General features: G+C 37.2%; 15 protein-coding genes and 2 pseudogenes. 6 read left to right on the top strand and 11 right to left on the bottom strand.

All coding sequences use genetic code 11. The features are described from left to right. Positions 1–20 precede the first annotated feature (20 nt). Positions 21–1,178, bottom strand: coding sequence for an MFS transporter (locus NSQ72_RS05870; protein WP_059377839.1), 1,158 nt, complete (start codon positions 1,176–1,178; stop codon positions 21–23). 121 nt (positions 1,179–1,299) lie between these two features. On the opposite strand from NSQ72_RS05870, the gene NSQ72_RS05865 reads away from it, so the two are divergent. Together NSQ72_RS05865 and NSQ72_RS05860 are read left to right on the top strand one after the other, a co-directional pair. After that, positions 1,300–2,190, top strand: a complete 891-nt coding sequence (locus tag NSQ72_RS05865; protein WP_445285739.1) for a LysR family transcriptional regulator — start codon at positions 1,300–1,302, stop codon at positions 2,188–2,190. A 16-nt stretch (positions 2,191–2,206) separates the two neighbouring features. Further along, on the top strand, positions 2,207–2,770 hold the full coding sequence (locus NSQ72_RS05860; protein WP_341083555.1) for a GNAT family N-acetyltransferase: 564 nt from the start codon (positions 2,207–2,209) through the stop codon (positions 2,768–2,770). Positions 2,771–2,774: 4 nt separating this feature from the next. Here NSQ72_RS05860 and NSQ72_RS05855 read toward each other — a convergent pair whose 3' ends face one another. From NSQ72_RS05855 to NSQ72_RS05830, 6 genes are all read right to left on the bottom strand, one after another. Further along, a complete protein-coding gene (locus tag NSQ72_RS05855) occupies positions 2,775–3,299 on the bottom strand; it encodes a DinB family protein (protein WP_039177893.1) in 525 nt (174 codons plus the stop codon). A gap of 168 nt (positions 3,300–3,467) precedes the next feature. Continuing rightward, positions 3,468–4,298 (bottom strand): SMI1/KNR4 family protein, encoded by an 831-nt coding sequence (locus NSQ72_RS05850; protein WP_341083553.1) that lies wholly within the window; start codon positions 4,296–4,298, stop codon positions 3,468–3,470. A 109-nt stretch (positions 4,299–4,407) separates the two neighbouring features. Continuing rightward, positions 4,408–4,584 carry a hypothetical protein gene (locus tag NSQ72_RS05845; protein WP_034621741.1) on the bottom strand — a complete coding sequence of 59 codons (177 nt, stop codon included), beginning with the start codon at positions 4,582–4,584 and terminating at the stop codon, positions 4,408–4,410. Further along, positions 4,574–5,692 (bottom strand): Rap family tetratricopeptide repeat protein, encoded by a 1,119-nt coding sequence (locus NSQ72_RS05840; protein ID WP_341083551.1) that lies wholly within the window; start codon positions 5,690–5,692, stop codon positions 4,574–4,576. Before NSQ72_RS05840 ends, NSQ72_RS05845 begins: the two co-directional genes overlap by 11 nt. A 188-nt stretch (positions 5,693–5,880) precedes the next feature. Beyond that, positions 5,881–6,540 carry a type A chloramphenicol O-acetyltransferase gene (gene catA / locus NSQ72_RS05835; RefSeq protein WP_341083550.1) on the bottom strand — a complete coding sequence of 220 codons (660 nt, stop codon included), beginning with the start codon at positions 6,538–6,540 and terminating at the stop codon, positions 5,881–5,883. A 112-nt stretch (positions 6,541–6,652) separates the two neighbouring features. After that, positions 6,653–7,483: a sialate O-acetylesterase gene (locus NSQ72_RS05830; RefSeq protein WP_341083548.1), complete on the bottom strand. Its 831-nt coding sequence runs from the start codon at positions 7,481–7,483 to the stop codon at positions 6,653–6,655. 166 nt (positions 7,484–7,649) lie between these two features. Between NSQ72_RS05830 and NSQ72_RS05825 the strand changes: the two genes are divergently transcribed. Next, positions 7,650–8,069 carry a stress protein gene (locus NSQ72_RS05825; RefSeq protein WP_341083547.1) on the top strand — a complete coding sequence of 140 codons (420 nt, stop codon included), beginning with the start codon at positions 7,650–7,652 and terminating at the stop codon, positions 8,067–8,069. A 466-nt stretch (positions 8,070–8,535) separates the two neighbouring features. Here NSQ72_RS05825 and NSQ72_RS05820 read toward each other — a convergent pair whose 3' ends face one another. After that, entirely contained in the window at positions 8,536–9,450 is a 915-nt protein-coding gene (locus tag NSQ72_RS05820) for a LysR family transcriptional regulator (RefSeq protein WP_039177878.1), read from the bottom strand. Positions 9,451–9,748: 298 nt separating this feature from the next. Here NSQ72_RS05820 and NSQ72_RS05815 point away from each other — a divergent pair, with 298 nt between their 5' ends. Beyond that, the gene (locus NSQ72_RS05815; RefSeq protein ID WP_341083545.1) at positions 9,749–10,546 is read left to right on the top strand and encodes a dihydrodipicolinate synthase family protein; all 798 of its coding nucleotides are present in this window, start codon (positions 9,749–9,751) and stop codon (positions 10,544–10,546) included. Positions 10,547–10,633: 87 nt separating this feature from the next. Continuing rightward, entirely contained in the window at positions 10,634–11,857 is a 1,224-nt protein-coding gene (locus tag NSQ72_RS05810; protein ID WP_341083542.1) for a CynX/NimT family MFS transporter, read from the top strand. 206 nt (positions 11,858–12,063) lie between these two features. Here NSQ72_RS05810 and NSQ72_RS05805 read toward each other — a convergent pair. The 3 genes and pseudogenes from NSQ72_RS05805 to NSQ72_RS05795 all read right to left on the bottom strand — a co-directional run. Beyond that, positions 12,064–12,566, bottom strand: a pseudogene (locus NSQ72_RS05805) (DMT family transporter); the annotation flags it as partial. Positions 12,567–12,765: 199 nt separating this feature from the next. Further along, positions 12,766–13,212, bottom strand: a complete 447-nt coding sequence (locus tag NSQ72_RS05800; RefSeq protein WP_039177876.1) for a universal stress protein — start codon at positions 13,210–13,212, stop codon at positions 12,766–12,768. Between the two features lie 114 nt (positions 13,213–13,326). Next, positions 13,327–13,544, bottom strand: a pseudogene (locus NSQ72_RS05795) (family 1 glycosylhydrolase); the annotation flags it as partial. Positions 13,545–14,176: 632 nt separating this feature from the next. On the opposite strand from NSQ72_RS05795, the gene NSQ72_RS05790 reads away from it, so the two are divergent. Beyond that, positions 14,177–14,623 (top strand): MarR family winged helix-turn-helix transcriptional regulator, encoded by a 447-nt coding sequence (locus tag NSQ72_RS05790; RefSeq protein WP_341083540.1) that lies wholly within the window; start codon positions 14,177–14,179, stop codon positions 14,621–14,623. Positions 14,624–14,625: the final 2 nt, after the last annotated feature.

Here is a 14,625-nt window from a genome sequence, read left to right as displayed (position 1 = left end):
ATGGCGATTTCAATTTATCTTTAATTGGATCCCACTTCGCGTTTTTTACCAAGGTTCATGGATAACTGAACGCCAATCATCAGCATGACGATGACAACCATTGCCACAATAGAAGCATAAAAATGTCCGCTTAGATCGAAAACCAAGCCAATGAAAAATGGACCGAATCCACCTACAATGTACCCGCCCATCTGCGACATCGCTGACCAGGTTCCGGCTTCCTCTGGAGTATTCGTCTCCATAATCGGGAGCATAAGCGCTAAAGGAAATAATCCACCTGCACCCATACCTAGGAAAATGACGGCTGGCAAGATCGGCATTGGCAGAAGAAGAAAGATAAGGCCAATGAGTTCAGACAGACTGCATAAGATGAGAAATAATTTCGGTTTTCCTAATCGAGTAACGACCGCTGGAACGAGTAGTGCCACTGGAATCTGAATGAGTGTAAATATGGTCAGCAGCATGGCAGCATATTGCGGACTGTTTCCAAAGCTAAGAGCAATCGGTGAAATCCATGCCGTCAAAGAATAAAACATACTAGACATAAAGCCAAAGAACAAGGTGAATTGAATTGCCTTTTTGTTTCTCAGCGGCAATTTTAACGGCAAGGTTACATGATCACTTTGCTCATTTTTGCGAACTAAACCGACCCATAGAATAAGGGCAATCACCCCTAGAATCGCCCAGCAGGACAAAGCTAACGTAAGGTGATGCTGACTGCGTAGATAAATCGGAATGGTGAAGCCGGAAGCGAGCGCTGCACCTATTGTCATCGAAATTGAATACACACTAACAATACCAGGATTTCTCGGGAAATATTTTTTAATAAAACTAGACAATAAAGGACCCGCAAAGCTAATCCCTACCCCTCCTGCGAACGCAGTCATGAGCAGGATAGCAACCGATTGGCTTGTACCACGCAGTGCGGTGGCAATCGTGATAAGAAGAATTGAGAAAAACAGCGTTCTTTCTAAACCAAAACGCCGGCTGAGTATCGTCGCAACAGGAGCAAATACCCCCATACAAAGGACAGGCAAAGTGGTCAAAAGACTTGCTGTCAGTGCGTTTACACCAAGCTCTGATTGAATCATGCTCATCATGGAAGCCACGGACGTAATGATGGGACGTAAGTTTAATGCTGCTAAAAATAAAGCGGCTAAATAATATATTTTTTTCATCAATACCCTTCTTTCCTCTCGTTAAGGTTACTTTGAGTATAAAACTGCTGCATCCATTGATCAATACAATAAATCGTATTATGATGATAGGAAAAGGCTATCATTTATGAAAGGAGGACAAATGGATACCCGGCATATTACCTATTTTATGGCTGTATATCATCATTTGCATTTTACAAAGGCTGCTGAGGAGCTAGGCATTTCACAGCCGACACTTAGCCAGCAAATTCGACTGCTTGAAGCAGAAGTTGGGATGCCGCTCTTTGATCGAATCGGCAAAAAAGTCGTGGCTACCGAAGCCGGTTCGCTGCTTTATCAATATGGCATGAAAATGCTTCAAGCTGAAAGAGATGCAAAAAATGCGATGAAAGAACTATTATCGGAAAAACGAGGAACCGTTCGTCTCGCAGTACTCCCATCCGATCTTGATTTTCAGCTGGTTCCACTTTTTGTAGAATTTAAAACCCTTTATCCCGAAACCAATCTGAAGGCATATTCAAATATCTTCGTGCGTGAAGAAGTCCTTTCGCATAAAGTGGATCTCGGCATCGGGCTGCGAGGGCCTGCAGATAAGCGTCTCGTTCAAATTCCACTTGGGAGTGAGCCATACGAATTATTTGTTCATTCAAAAAGTGATTTAGCCCAAAAGAGTGAAGTGACATTGGAAGAGCTGACTCAGCATACGTTGGTCATGTATCCGAAGGGATATCTAGGAAGGGATTTAGTAGATGACGTATGTAAAGAACAGGGTGTTGAACTAGACACTGCCATGGAGGTTGGATCCGCATTTTCGCTATTGCAGCTGGTTGAAGCCGGGATCGGTGCAACCATTCAGCCAAGAGGATTACTAAAACAACATTCGACGTGGTCCAATATTGTTTCAATTCCTATTGCTGAGCCAGCACCTGTCCGGCACTTGGAATTAATTTATTATGCAGATCGATTTGTCAGCAAAGCACAACAGCAGCTATCTGAATGGCTGATAGACTTTTTCAAATCAAGAACAAACTAAAAAGTGAGGTTAACACATGAAGAATGCAAACAGCATATTTACAAGAACAAACCGGGTTGTTATTCGCCAATTTGACAGGCAGGATATTGAAGCATTTTATCAATACCGAGCAAATCCCTCTATTGCAAAATTTCAATCTTGGGAAAACTACACGTACGAAGATGCTGAATCATTTGTTCAACATCAAATGACACAAAAACCTAATCAACCGGGGACGTGGTTTCAATACGCTATTGCCTTATCTGAATCCAATCAGCTGATAGGAGATTGCGCCATTCATACACTTGACAGTGAGCCGAGAATTGTTGAAATAGGTTTTACACTCGCGCCTGAATACCAAGGAATGGGCTATATTCATGAAGCTCTGAGTGCAATTTTCGAATATATTTTTATAACACTAAACAAACATAAAATCATTGCCTTTACAGATGTGCGCAACGAAAAATCCATTCGAGTGATGGAACGTTTAGATATGAGACGCGAAGGACATTTGCTGCAAAATTATATGTCGAAGGGACATTGGGTCGATGAATATCAATATGCCATGCTTCAATCTGAGTGGGCCGCCAAGCACCATTAAACATTTATTTCCTATTCAAAATCCCTAAATAAGCGCTCCATGGGCCCACATCGGTTCGATATCGTTCCGCCATGACCCGAACAATCTGGGACATATGTGTGAAATCATGGACAACCCACGCAGAAAGTAATTCGCTCACTTTCACGACCCCAAACTCCGGGTGAACGCCCTTTTTTTCTAAATCAAGGCCTGAATGTGTCATACGCTGAATGTATGCCACATTCTCCATCCGCATATGATGAAACTCAGATAATGCTTGTTCTATCTGTCTTTCAGATTGGTTCAAATGAGAGTAGCGGTCAAACGCAGGAAATGGTGTATTCTCTCCATCAGCTAGAATCACATTTAATCGAGGAATCCAGTTGAATTTCTCTGCTTCAATCAAATGTTCAATGACTTCAACTGGATTCCACGTCCCCTCCCCTTCACGGCTGTGAAGCCAATCCTTCGATAAACCCGACAAAAGACTTTCTAACGTGTGAGGAGTTCGACTCAACATATCCAAAGCTTCATTTAAATTAAAATTCATGTGGTTGCTCCTTTATCAGTTTTTCTTTATTTTAATGGATTTTGGATAGATTGTAACTCATACCTCAAGACAGATAAAGAAGAAAATAAAAAGCGTTTTTGATCAACCTTCAAATAGAACTTTTCTATAATGCTGGCTAATTGCCTTTTAAGGGCTTTTATTCTTTCACTATCGTTTTTTCACTGGATGAATGTCTTCTCCCAAAAGGACGGTAAGAGACTCTCCACTCTTTTCTAGAAACTCAGCAATTTCTTTCAGCTCTTGATTGATACGGTCATTCCTCGGCATATCTGGATTTAACAAAAGAATGGAGTGAACCGTCGTGGCCGCCTCATACAAAACATTCTGATCTTTTATATGTTTGATGCTTTGTTTCATGCGATCGAAAAACCATTCAATCTCTTCAATGTCTTCCATTGGATAATGTGCCATTTTAAAGAGGTTCTGCTGACGAAGGTCTTGTCTCTCAAAAATTTGTTCAAGCTCTTCTTTACTGACATACAAATCCGAAGATTCCTCATCAATCTCTACAATCTCGATCATCGCATCTTCAGCTGTATATAACTGCTCAATGAAATCATCGAAAATATCCGCCAGTTTAAAATCGACTCCCATCTCTAAATCAAAATAGTGAATAGGCGGGTGTTCCTTCGTTTCTCGATAATCCATTGCGATCCATGTATCTTCCTCTCCGCTGATGATCACAAGCCCCTCCGGCAACTCCAATTCATCACTTAACTGAGGGCTAGTCATAATTCCATTACCTTTGGCGATTCCTCTTAGATGGTCAAATTGAACATGATCATCTGCCCATGAGTTCGGTTTTTCGGTTGGAAAAGCATTACGCACTGTAAAACCACCGTTCCAATCTAAAATGAGCTTTTTGTATGTAGCAGGTAAAGTGACACCAAGTGTCCCCTCTGCTTCACGAATTTTTTCCTCATCTACCTTTTCTAACGTGAAAGGACTCTCTTCTTTTTTCTCCCAGAATGATTTCAAAGTGGATACCTCCCTATATCTATTGAGGTTAGTATAACATTGACAAACTGTTCAATTGCTCATTCTACTTCATAAAAAAACAGACTATTAAAGTCTGTTTTAATCTTGTCTATACGTTTTCAGAGGTTGTATTTCGATCAATTATAGTCGTATTTCGATTTGATTTTTGTTGTTCCTCCATTGTTGTATTCCGAATTGATTTTGTTCCAATGATTTTCAAAGTTTCTGCTGTTGAAACACTTAACAATACAATGGATACAATGACTAGTAATTTTTTAATAATCATACAGACACTCTCCTTTTTGAATATCATTTTGAGCTTTAAGAGCCTTTCTATAATATTCGGCAGCTTTTTCAAATTCCCCCTTTTTTTCAGAAGATAATCCGATACTTTGAGCAAATGCCTCGACATAGACATATAGTTGCTTTTCCTCAAAATAATCTAGCACTTCCTGAATTGCTTTCTCATTAGCATTTATATAAATCGCTTTTAAAGCTTTAAATAACATCAAACACAACGAATCATTTCTCTCTAAGGAGCACTTAAGACCATCTTCTACGAGTGAAGCGGCTTCTTCATGGTGACTAGACTTATACAACGACCAACTTAAACTAAATAGGGTGATTGGTTTTATATCAATACTTCGTGGTGTAATAATGTCTAAAACTTCTCTGTAGCGTATGATTGCTTCAGTGTACTTTTGTTGTCGATCATATGTATTCGCTATGTTCAATAGAATTTTAGCAATTAACATATTATCGGCGAGCTTTTCTGCTATAGAAAAAGCTGTATTTAGGTGCTCTAATGACTTGTCATATCGCTTGAAATCATCATAATTTCCTGCAATAACAATCAAGCTTTGTATTTGGCGAACTTTATATTGTTCATGCTGCTTATAGATGTCTAAGGCCTTTATGATGTGATGCATAGAAACATGAGTTTGTTTCATAATATAGTAGGCTTCAGCTACCTTGAAGTGAAACTCCGCTTGCTCAATATCATCGACAACCAGTGCGAGCTGCCTTTCAGCGATCTTATAATATTGAATAGCCTGTATGTATTCTTTCTTACTAAACTCATACATTCCTCTAAAAAAAGCATTATAGTATTGCAACATACCAGAAAGTTGATGATTTGAATTTTCGATTTTATCAACCAAATCAGAAACAGAAGGTGATCGTTTTTCCGAAGGTTTAATATAATCAAGCATAAGCTGATGGCGAAAACACATTAGTTGATAGTAAATCAGTAAATCCTGATCTTCTTCCATCCGTTCAATTTCTTGTTCTACCTCAGCTTTCAAAATCTCTGCATCGGGTACACTGAATTGCCGAATCATTTTATACCATTCATTAATTTTCACACCAACATGTGAAGAAATCACTTTCTCCATCCCTCATTCCCCTTCCACTAATTTCCCTTATATTACATTTATTATCACATGTAAGAGATGACAAAGCACCGAAAAGAAACCGCAAAAAGAACAGTTCATAACGTGACTTTACACATTTCTGCTCACAACAGAAAAAGCAGACTCTACTAAGTCTGCCTTTTTCTATCAAATGACTATACCTTTGAAAATTAAGTATACAATGAATCGCTTAACCACTCTTCACAATGTTCTATCAGCCATCTCAAATATTCCACATATTGACCGGCATGATAGCCGTCACAAACAGCATGATGTACTTGAATGGCGACTGGCAAGATGATTTTTTCTTCTTCCACCTTAAATTTGCCTAACGTAAATATCGGCAGTAAATAAGTTTCATCTGTAGATACATTAAGGTTAAAAGAAGTAAAATCAATCCAAGGCAGGCTTGAAATATTGAACATATTTTCTGGCATATGAGGTTTCGGAAATAGTTTGTTACTTTCGCTATAAGCTTCAATATCAGCTACACAGCTTTTATAAAACCGAGCAAAATTTTCGTCATAAGGCGTCCAAATACTTGAAAATGTCTTTGTTTCTTTATTTAGAATCGTATAACTAGGATGGAGAAGATCCCAGTGACCAAGTTCATCATTCACTAGATCCATCCGAAACTCCGGTATTTTTTGCACAGCCCTTGCTAACAAATAAATTTGCACAGGATATACTTTTAGCTTTTTTTCTTTTAATATTGAATGCAATTTCGTGATATCTAAATCGATAACTAGGCTATATGAGCATCGGGTTACCTTCATATAATGATGAAAGTGCTCTTTTCTCGGATAATTTCCATCTATTTTTTTAAACATTTTTTATCTCCTCCTGAATGTGATTTACTGTATTCAGGAGGAGACTTTATCTGTTTTCACCACCACAATCATCCTTTCAAGAGATATATTATGTTTCAGTCTATCACTTAGCCTACGATAAAACCTTCAACAACTCTTCGTAAGTCATCTTGCCCAACGTGAATTTTTCTAGTGCTATATATGTTTTCTCCGCTGAGGTATTCATTCTATTATGACATTCATACACTAACTCATGTTCATTTGGTAATGGCTTATGTATATGTTCTTTTTTTCGAAATGCTTCATAGTATCTTATACCAAATATTCTCTGGGACATCGCATTGATGTGAATTCCATCCGGATTAGGTATAAGACCTTTCGCAGTAACATAATAACAATTTTCATGATGATGTGCATATTTTTGTAGTTCCTCATTAATCAGTTGATATTCCACACACCCTGCGCCAAATGCCGCTTTTCCCAAAAAATCGCCCAAACCTCCTATTACAAGCGGAATGTTAGGCACAGATAATTCAGTTCTTAGTTCATGAAATAATCTTATTATTTTTTCATAGTATTCTTTGTATTTCCCATCTTGGCTGTCGCTTTCTCCTTGATGCCATAATATCCCTGCCAATTCGCTATTTTCCTTTGCAAATTTAGCTTCACTTATAGCATGACGAAATAATGCTCCATCCAGCGACCACTCATCAATGGAACTTCCACCCTCTGCACAAGGAATAAGGCCAATCTTCTCTCCTTCATGATCCTTACACCAAGCCTCCGCAAAGGAAGCCGCTAGTCCTACGCCAGCTACCGGCCTATCAAAATGAATGGGCTCAGTCATCATTTGCCATCTACCATTTCGCAGCATCATAATTCTTTCATTATAAATCGGAGGCACTTCATGTTTGAAGCCGCGCCCCGCCATATTTGATTGTCCAATTAGTAAAAATGACTTCATATCTTTCTACCCTCGCTAAATATTTTATCAAATATATATTCACCTGAACGTTATCATTTTACCCTTCCTTTATTTTTTCACATTTGTCTACTTTTGTCGAAAGGATAGTAAACAGAAATTACTTAGTGTAAGATCCTTATGCATCTATCAATCAGGAGGATCGACTATGAAGAAATATTTTGTATTATTTTTTACATGTTTATTATTTTTAACAGCTTGTAGCAATGCAGCATCTACTAAAAAACAGCTCACAACAGACAACGTGATTGAAGCTTTCAAAAGTGCTGGACTTGAAGCAGAAAAACCAACTGATCTTGAACAAAAAGAGTTTGGAAATATAAGAAAAGAAGGAAAAAGGATTCTCATTCCTTCTTTAGGCGAAAATGCTGGTGGAAGGATTTTTAAATTTGGAAATGAAACTGACCTTAACCAGGCAAAATCTTATTATGATGAGTTGGGCAATGCTGGATCTATGTTCTTCTCTCACACATATTCAAAAGGGAACTTCCTGCTTCAAATGAACGGAGAAATGAAGGATTCTGAGTTTGAAAAATATAAGAAAGTGATGGATGAGGAAATAAAATAATTTCTTATTTCTTTTCTACAAAGAAGTAAACAATGCCATACTGGCTACTGACAGTTTGCATTATATGAGTGTTTCTCTAATCTTCAAGAGAAAAATTGCACCTTTACAGTATGGATTTTCAGCTATTTTCATGCTCTTAAGTATTATCTATTGCTAATAAGGTTTTCTTATTGATATAGGAATAACTAGAAATCGGCACAATCAGTTGCAACAGCAGTGACTTAAATTATGACTAGCACCTTGAGTCATTGAATTAGTGAATGACATACGGGGCAACTTCTGCATAGGAGTTGCTCTTCTAACATTACGGTACATAGACTTGTCAGTATATTTTCAGGTGATGATTTCCTAATCATCAATCTTAGTCATCGTTTTTTCTGGCAAATATCAGCTCGTCCTCATATAAAAATAGACCCTTAAGAGCTGTTTTTTTCTCTAAGAGTCTTTTTACTTCCAAAAAAATCCATTACTTCTTTCTCGACTCATAAACATAGTTCAAACCAAAAGCAATCTCTTTTAATATATCAATGAAAATATGAATGGCTGCTCCTAGATGTTTGTCCTTCCTATAAACGATTCCTACACTTCTAATAAGATGAGCGTTCTTTATAGGAATAATCTTTAATTGAGGTTCGCTTAGATATTCAAGATAAGGGGTCGGTAAGACCGTTATCCCTATGCCATCTACCACCATATTAATTAATGACTGCATAGTTGTTACTTCAAAAATAGGATTCGGTGCAAAACCGATATCCTTACAATTTTTGTTTATAAATTGTCTGATGAAAAATTGCTCAGGAAACAAAATTGAAGCGGTTTCCTTTAATACTTCTAGCCCCAGCATTTCGCTTTGTGCTAGGGGGTGTTTAACAGGTACTGCAAAAGCCATATCTTCAGTGTATAGAGAGATTGTTTCAAATTCATCCCCTTTCATTGGTAAAAAGACAATCCCTAAGTCCACTTTATTTTCTATTAAGTGTTTTTGAATATCCCCAGTACGCAGACCTAGTACAGAAATTTTAACAGCTGGGTATTGCTGATGAAATTTAAATAATGCTGGTGGAATAAGATAATTCTCTACTGTTAGTAATGTCCCAATAGAGATTGATCCTCTTTGAAGTCCATTCAATTCATTGATCGATATTTTCGCCTGTTCAATTTCGTGAAAAATATTGCGAGTATATTTTAACAGAAGATTTCCAGACTCAGTAAGAGTCGTTTTCTTACCAATACGATCAAACAAAGGTGTTCCTATTTCATACTCTAAAAGTTTGATTTGCTGACTTAAAGATGGTTGAGATATTCCAACCTTTTCTGCAGCTTTTGTAAAATGCAGTTCCTGACACATTGCATAAAAATACTCCAATTGTCTTAATTCCATTCTTTCGACTCCCAATTATATTTTTTATAAGTACAAACCTTATGATTTTTAAATATTGTCATCTAATATACATCATTATACAAATTATACCATAGTTACAAACTATAGTTATTATATAAATAATTGAATTGTTCTATTAAAAAAAGTGTCCTAGACTATTACATGAAGGCCAGACTTAAATGCAAAATTCTTATACAAAGAAATCCTTCAGATCGTGTAAAGGAGGTCAGTAGATATAACAAGAACAAGTAACATTTTTTATAAGTTATAGAAATTTTATTGTAGGAGGTTAAATCAAGTGAAGAATTTAAATGTAGCAATTCCAACCCCGTTTCACGAAGATGAAAGTCTATACTTGGATGGATTTAAACCAATTGTTGAATATTTAGCTGAAAATGGTATTGACTCACTACTCGTATCTGCAACTACAGGTGAACAAAACTCAATGAGTATTGAAGAAAGGATACACATTATTGATTTTTTCAATCAGCAAGATTTTAAAAATGTTGAACTAATGTTTGGTGTATCAGCTACAACGACAAAAAATGCAATAAAATTAATTGAACGTCTCGAGGATTCAGTTTTCGACTCCATTCTAATTCAATTTCCTCCTTATATTCAACCAACTCAAGAACAAGCAATGTCTTACATTAATGAATTATTAGAGCAAACCTCAAAAAACATTGTTCTTTATAACACTCCTTCTCGCACAGGGTTTGAATTGAGTGCTGACTCATTTCAGACTCTTATTAATCAAAAACACGCTACATTGGTTGGTATGAAAGAAGAGAGTGATGTTAGACGCCATAAAAATACAACTTTACCAGATGACTTTATCATGTTCGCTGGAGGAGATGTAAATATCACTGAAAAAATATTAAACGGATGTAATGGGCTTTCTAGTATGGTAGGAAATGTTTATCCAAAAGAGATTCAAAAATTTTTTACTGACTTAGTTGCAAAAAAGCCTGTGAACCTTCAAAAAATAAATAAATTAATCGATAAAGTTACACGTGGACACGCAGTTGTAAATATTAAAAATCATTACAATGCTTTAGGAATAAAAGTAGGTAGTTGTCGTTCTCCAATTCGATAGTTATTATTTCTTGCAAGCAGGTTCAAATCATTTAATCCTGCTTGTCCCAATTAACCATAAGAGATTTGGAGGGGGGCCTTAGCTGTCATGAGAATTCCACAAACAGAGCAAGAGCAAAGATCGAGTATGCAGACAAAAAAGAGGATATTAACTGTTGTTGGTGTTATTCTAATTGCAGCAAATCTTAGGGCTCCAATTACAGCAGTTGGTCCAGTATTATCTTCCATTCGTGATAATCTTGAGATCTCTAACACATTAGCTGGTACAATTCCTACAGCCGTTTTATTCACATTCGCATTGTTTTCTCCTTTTGCCCCTAAGATCACTCGTCATTTCAGCATAGAATCAACACTGTTTATAGCAATAACATTATTATTAGTTGGAATTGGAATACGCTCTGTTGGTAGAGTGGACACGTTATTTTTAGGTACCATCATAATAGGTTCATCTATCGCGGTTTGTAATGTTTTATTACCTAGCTTCATTAAACATCAATTTGCAAAAAAATTAGGTTTGATGACTGGCGTATATGCAGTTTCTATGAATTTATTTGGAGCTATTGGTTCAGGGATTAGCGTCCCTATTTCTTCATCATTAGGTTTCGAGTGGTCAGGCTCCCTGAGTTGTTGGGGATTCTTAACTCTTCTTACCATGATATTTTGGATACCACAATTAAAGAACAACCCAGAATCTGTGGATTTTTTTCAAAAAGAAAATAAGAAAAATTCTATCAGCCTTTGGCGTTCAAAGATAGCATGGAATGTTACGTTGTTTATGGGGACTCAGTCCTTCATATTTTTCACAGTAATTTCATGGCTTCCTGAAATTCTTGAAACTAAAGGGCTAAATACTAATGAAGGTGGATGGATGCTTTCATTAATGCAACTTTCAATGCTTCCTGCTACATTTATTGTACCTATTTTAGCTGGACATTTTAGCAAGCAACAGATATTAGTATTGATTTCTTTTCTCTTGCTTGTTGTTGGTTTATTGGGAATTTTATTTGGAGTGTCTTTCTTTATACCTCTGTGGATTATAATGATTGGGATTGGCATTGGAATGGCCTTTAGCTTAGCCATGATGTTTTTTAGTTTACGCACCAAAAATATACAAGAAGCAGCAGAATTATCTGGTATGGCACAGTCTTTAGGCTATCTATTAGCAGCTATAGGTCCTATTTTATTCGGTTGGTTACATGACGTTACTTATCATTGGACTGTGCCTCTGTTAATGCTAATCTTCATTTCAGTCATTATTTTAATTACTGGTGTGAATTCTGGTAAGAACGTATATGTTACTTCTGCTAAATAAATGGTAAAATCCAATAAAAACCTTTATGATACTTGCATCAAATCCTTAACAAGTGATTCAATGATTCACCTCGCAATTTGAAATAAGTGTATTATTGATTTAACATGTTATCGTCATTAAAATATGATTACAATATGTTTTCTGGAATGTTTATTTTATTTTAAGAATCAAAAAAAAGGCCGCTTAGGCCTTTTTACATTTTTTTATTAGTGAATTTGCTCAATATCCTTATCCTCAGCAACCATATCTGCCTTTCCCCGACTCCTGACAAGCGTCAAAGTCATACCTGCAAAGATCATTACGATACCCAGTGTTTGATAGAGGTCTGGGCGGAAGCCTGTGAAGACGGTATCCAGCACGATCGCGACAGCCGGGTCTAGGAAGACAATGATTGAAATAAACTTCGTTGATAAAAATCGCAAACTATCAAAAAACAGCAAATACACATACCTGTATGGATGATACCAGTAGATACCACCATGATCCAGTTTCCTTGAGACAGGTTGGTAAAAGCGCCGAAGTGAATAAACGGAATCAGGATAATAACCCCTAAACCAGTTTGCAGGAAGTTGGTCGTGTAAGGGCTGAGGTTTTGAATGCCTTTTCCCACTAAAGTTGTTAACGCATAAAACAGTGCAGCGAGAACTGCCCAAATGATGCCAGATCCCATCAGCTGTGTCAATGAGGTGCTGCCGTTAATCCCGGACAGGGGTGATTTTTCCCTTATTCCTGCTGCATTGATTGTCAAACTGTAGTATTCAGATTATTGAAAATTAACCGCTTGAAACAGGTTTTTCATGCGGTAACACCGGTCGACACTGCCAATGCAGATGGGGCACATCGAGATATCTTATTAGTTACCTTTTCTAACAGATAAAAATAGCGCCCGAGGGCGCTTTTTTACAAATCTATCGAACAATCAAAACCGGGCAAGGTGATAATTGCGACACTTTATGGCTGACGCTTCCAAGCATCATTTCTTTCAGGCCGCTGATGCCCCGGCTTCCGACTACGATCAAGCTGATGCCTTTCTCTTTTGCATGATTTAATATCTCATGTGCCGGCTCGCCATTCGCATAAATGATTTCAGCTTGAACACCGTTCTCGGCTGCTTTTTCTTTTGCGTTCTCAAGGATTTTCAGGCCTTCTTTTTTAACCTGGTCCCTAATTTCATCAATAAAATGTTTGGGCACATAGACAATTCCCGTCAGAGAAGAAGTCGCGACGACGGCTTCTCTCCCCACATGAAGGATGCTTAGTTCGGCCTGCTGTTCTTTAGCCAAATGCACTGCGGCATCAAACGCTTTTTCACTCATGTCTGATCCATCAATCGCAACTAACATTTTGTTAAACATGCTCTTCCCGCCTTTCGGAATGTGGCTGGTTCATCTTTCTCTTTTATTGTCCTCCTGCTTCCGATTATTGTCAATTGAAGTACGTCAGTTTTCAAAAAGTTGTCAGATACTCTCTCAGTTTGTGGCGATGACTAGCTGATATCAGTTGAAGCTTTTTTCTTGATGCGCTTTAACGTCCCGTTTCCTTCATTGTCTCGATCTACATAAATGAAGCCGTAGCGTTTTTTCATTTCCTCAGTGGATACGCTGACAAGGTCAATTGGTCCCCATGATATGTAGCCGATTAAGTCAACGCCGTCCGCAATGATACCGTCCTTTTCAACTTTGTCTACAAGATGACCTTTGCTACGCAAGGGTTTTAACGATAATTCCGACTAGGCTCGAACCAGCGACCTCTACCCTGTCAAGGTGAATGACTTCATCCGAAGCAAACAGACCTTCCCTGAACAAGACTGATTTAAATAAGGTTCTATGATGAGCCTTTCTGATAAAAAATGTGCATTTCTAAAGAAAACTGAAAGGGTTCGTCCCCTTTTTAAAATGTTGAGTTTGGATCAATCATCGTCGTGTTTCGATCAGCTGCAATACTGTACATTCCTGCAGCTGAAATCACTGTAAGAGCGATCATCGTAAAATCCTTCTTAAAAATCATACAAACAATCCTCTCTCTAAATTTTGAGTTGTGTTTCTAATATCTTTTAATAAGCAGCTGTAGCTTCTTCAAATCGACCTTTTGAGATACTTTCATTTTCTTAGCTTGATTGCGATGAGCGGTACCCCATAAAGGTCCCTGATACATAATTGATGTTCTGCCATTTGTAGAAAACAATCCACCTAAACCATTTTAACAAGAAGAAATATCTCGTCCATGTTGTCTTATTGGCTTATGTTAAGCTTGTGAAAAAATCATATTGATGTATAATACAATTGATGTATGATGCATGAATTGTAGGAGGTTGACCTTTTGAAAAGAGAAGATGCCTTAAAACTAAGAACAGATATTAAGAAAATGATTATATTAACTGGGGTTTTCGAATCTCAAAATTTGCCGAATGGACCATTTGAAAAACCTCTACCAACTTCTCAAATGATGGCGTTAGAGGAACTAGAGATGGAAAAATTAACTGTTTGGCAACTATCCAATAAACTTAGATTAGAGACTTCAACTGTAAGTAGGTTGATAGATAAGTTAGTAAAAATGGGGCTTGTTTATCGTGAAGTAAATGAAAAAAATAGAAGAGAACTTTTTCTGCACCTCACAGAAAAAGGGCACATTACTGTTAATCGCTTAAGAGAACAATCCCTTACATTTTATCAACGTATCCTCAATAATTTATCAGAATCAGAACAAAAAATAGTTGTGGATGGTTTTGAATTATTTAATGATTCTATTTCTAAGTCTTTTGAATGAGG

Origin of the sequence: Bacillus sp. FSL R5-0659, assembly GCF_038008785.1 — a bacterium.
Lineage (GTDB): Bacteria > Bacillota > Bacilli > Bacillales > Bacillaceae > Bacillus > Bacillus safensis.
Note: the sequence above shows the minus strand (reverse complement) of the source record. Positions and strands in the feature narration are given on the sequence as shown.

Excerpts from the sequence above, each read along its gene's own strand:
- NSQ72_RS05870 (WP_059377839.1), bottom strand. The coding sequence starts at position 1,178 with ATGAAAAAAATATATTATTTAGCCGCTTTATTTTTAGCAGCATTAAAC.
- NSQ72_RS05865 (WP_445285739.1), top strand. The coding sequence starts at position 1,300 with ATGGATACCCGGCATATTACCTATTTTATGGCTGTATATCATCATTTG.
- NSQ72_RS05860 (WP_341083555.1), top strand. The coding sequence starts at position 2,207 with ATGAAGAATGCAAACAGCATATTTACAAGAACAAACCGGGTTGTTATT.
- NSQ72_RS05855 (WP_039177893.1), bottom strand. The coding sequence starts at position 3,299 with ATGAATTTTAATTTAAATGAAGCTTTGGATATGTTGAGTCGAACTCCT.
- NSQ72_RS05845 (WP_034621741.1), bottom strand. The coding sequence starts at position 4,584 with ATGATTATTAAAAAATTACTAGTCATTGTATCCATTGTATTGTTAAGT.
- NSQ72_RS05840 (WP_341083551.1), bottom strand. The coding sequence starts at position 5,692 with ATGGAGAAAGTGATTTCTTCACATGTTGGTGTGAAAATTAATGAATGG.
- catA (WP_341083550.1), bottom strand. The coding sequence starts at position 6,540 with ATGTTTAAAAAAATAGATGGAAATTATCCGAGAAAAGAGCACTTTCAT.
- NSQ72_RS05830 (WP_341083548.1), bottom strand. The coding sequence starts at position 7,483 with ATGAAGTCATTTTTACTAATTGGACAATCAAATATGGCGGGGCGCGGC.
- NSQ72_RS05825 (WP_341083547.1), top strand. The coding sequence starts at position 7,650 with ATGAAGAAATATTTTGTATTATTTTTTACATGTTTATTATTTTTAACA.
- NSQ72_RS05820 (WP_039177878.1), bottom strand. The coding sequence starts at position 9,450 with ATGGAATTAAGACAATTGGAGTATTTTTATGCAATGTGTCAGGAACTG.
- NSQ72_RS05810 (WP_341083542.1), top strand. The coding sequence starts at position 10,634 with ATGAGAATTCCACAAACAGAGCAAGAGCAAAGATCGAGTATGCAGACA.
- NSQ72_RS05800 (WP_039177876.1), bottom strand. The coding sequence starts at position 13,212 with ATGTTTAACAAAATGTTAGTTGCGATTGATGGATCAGACATGAGTGAA.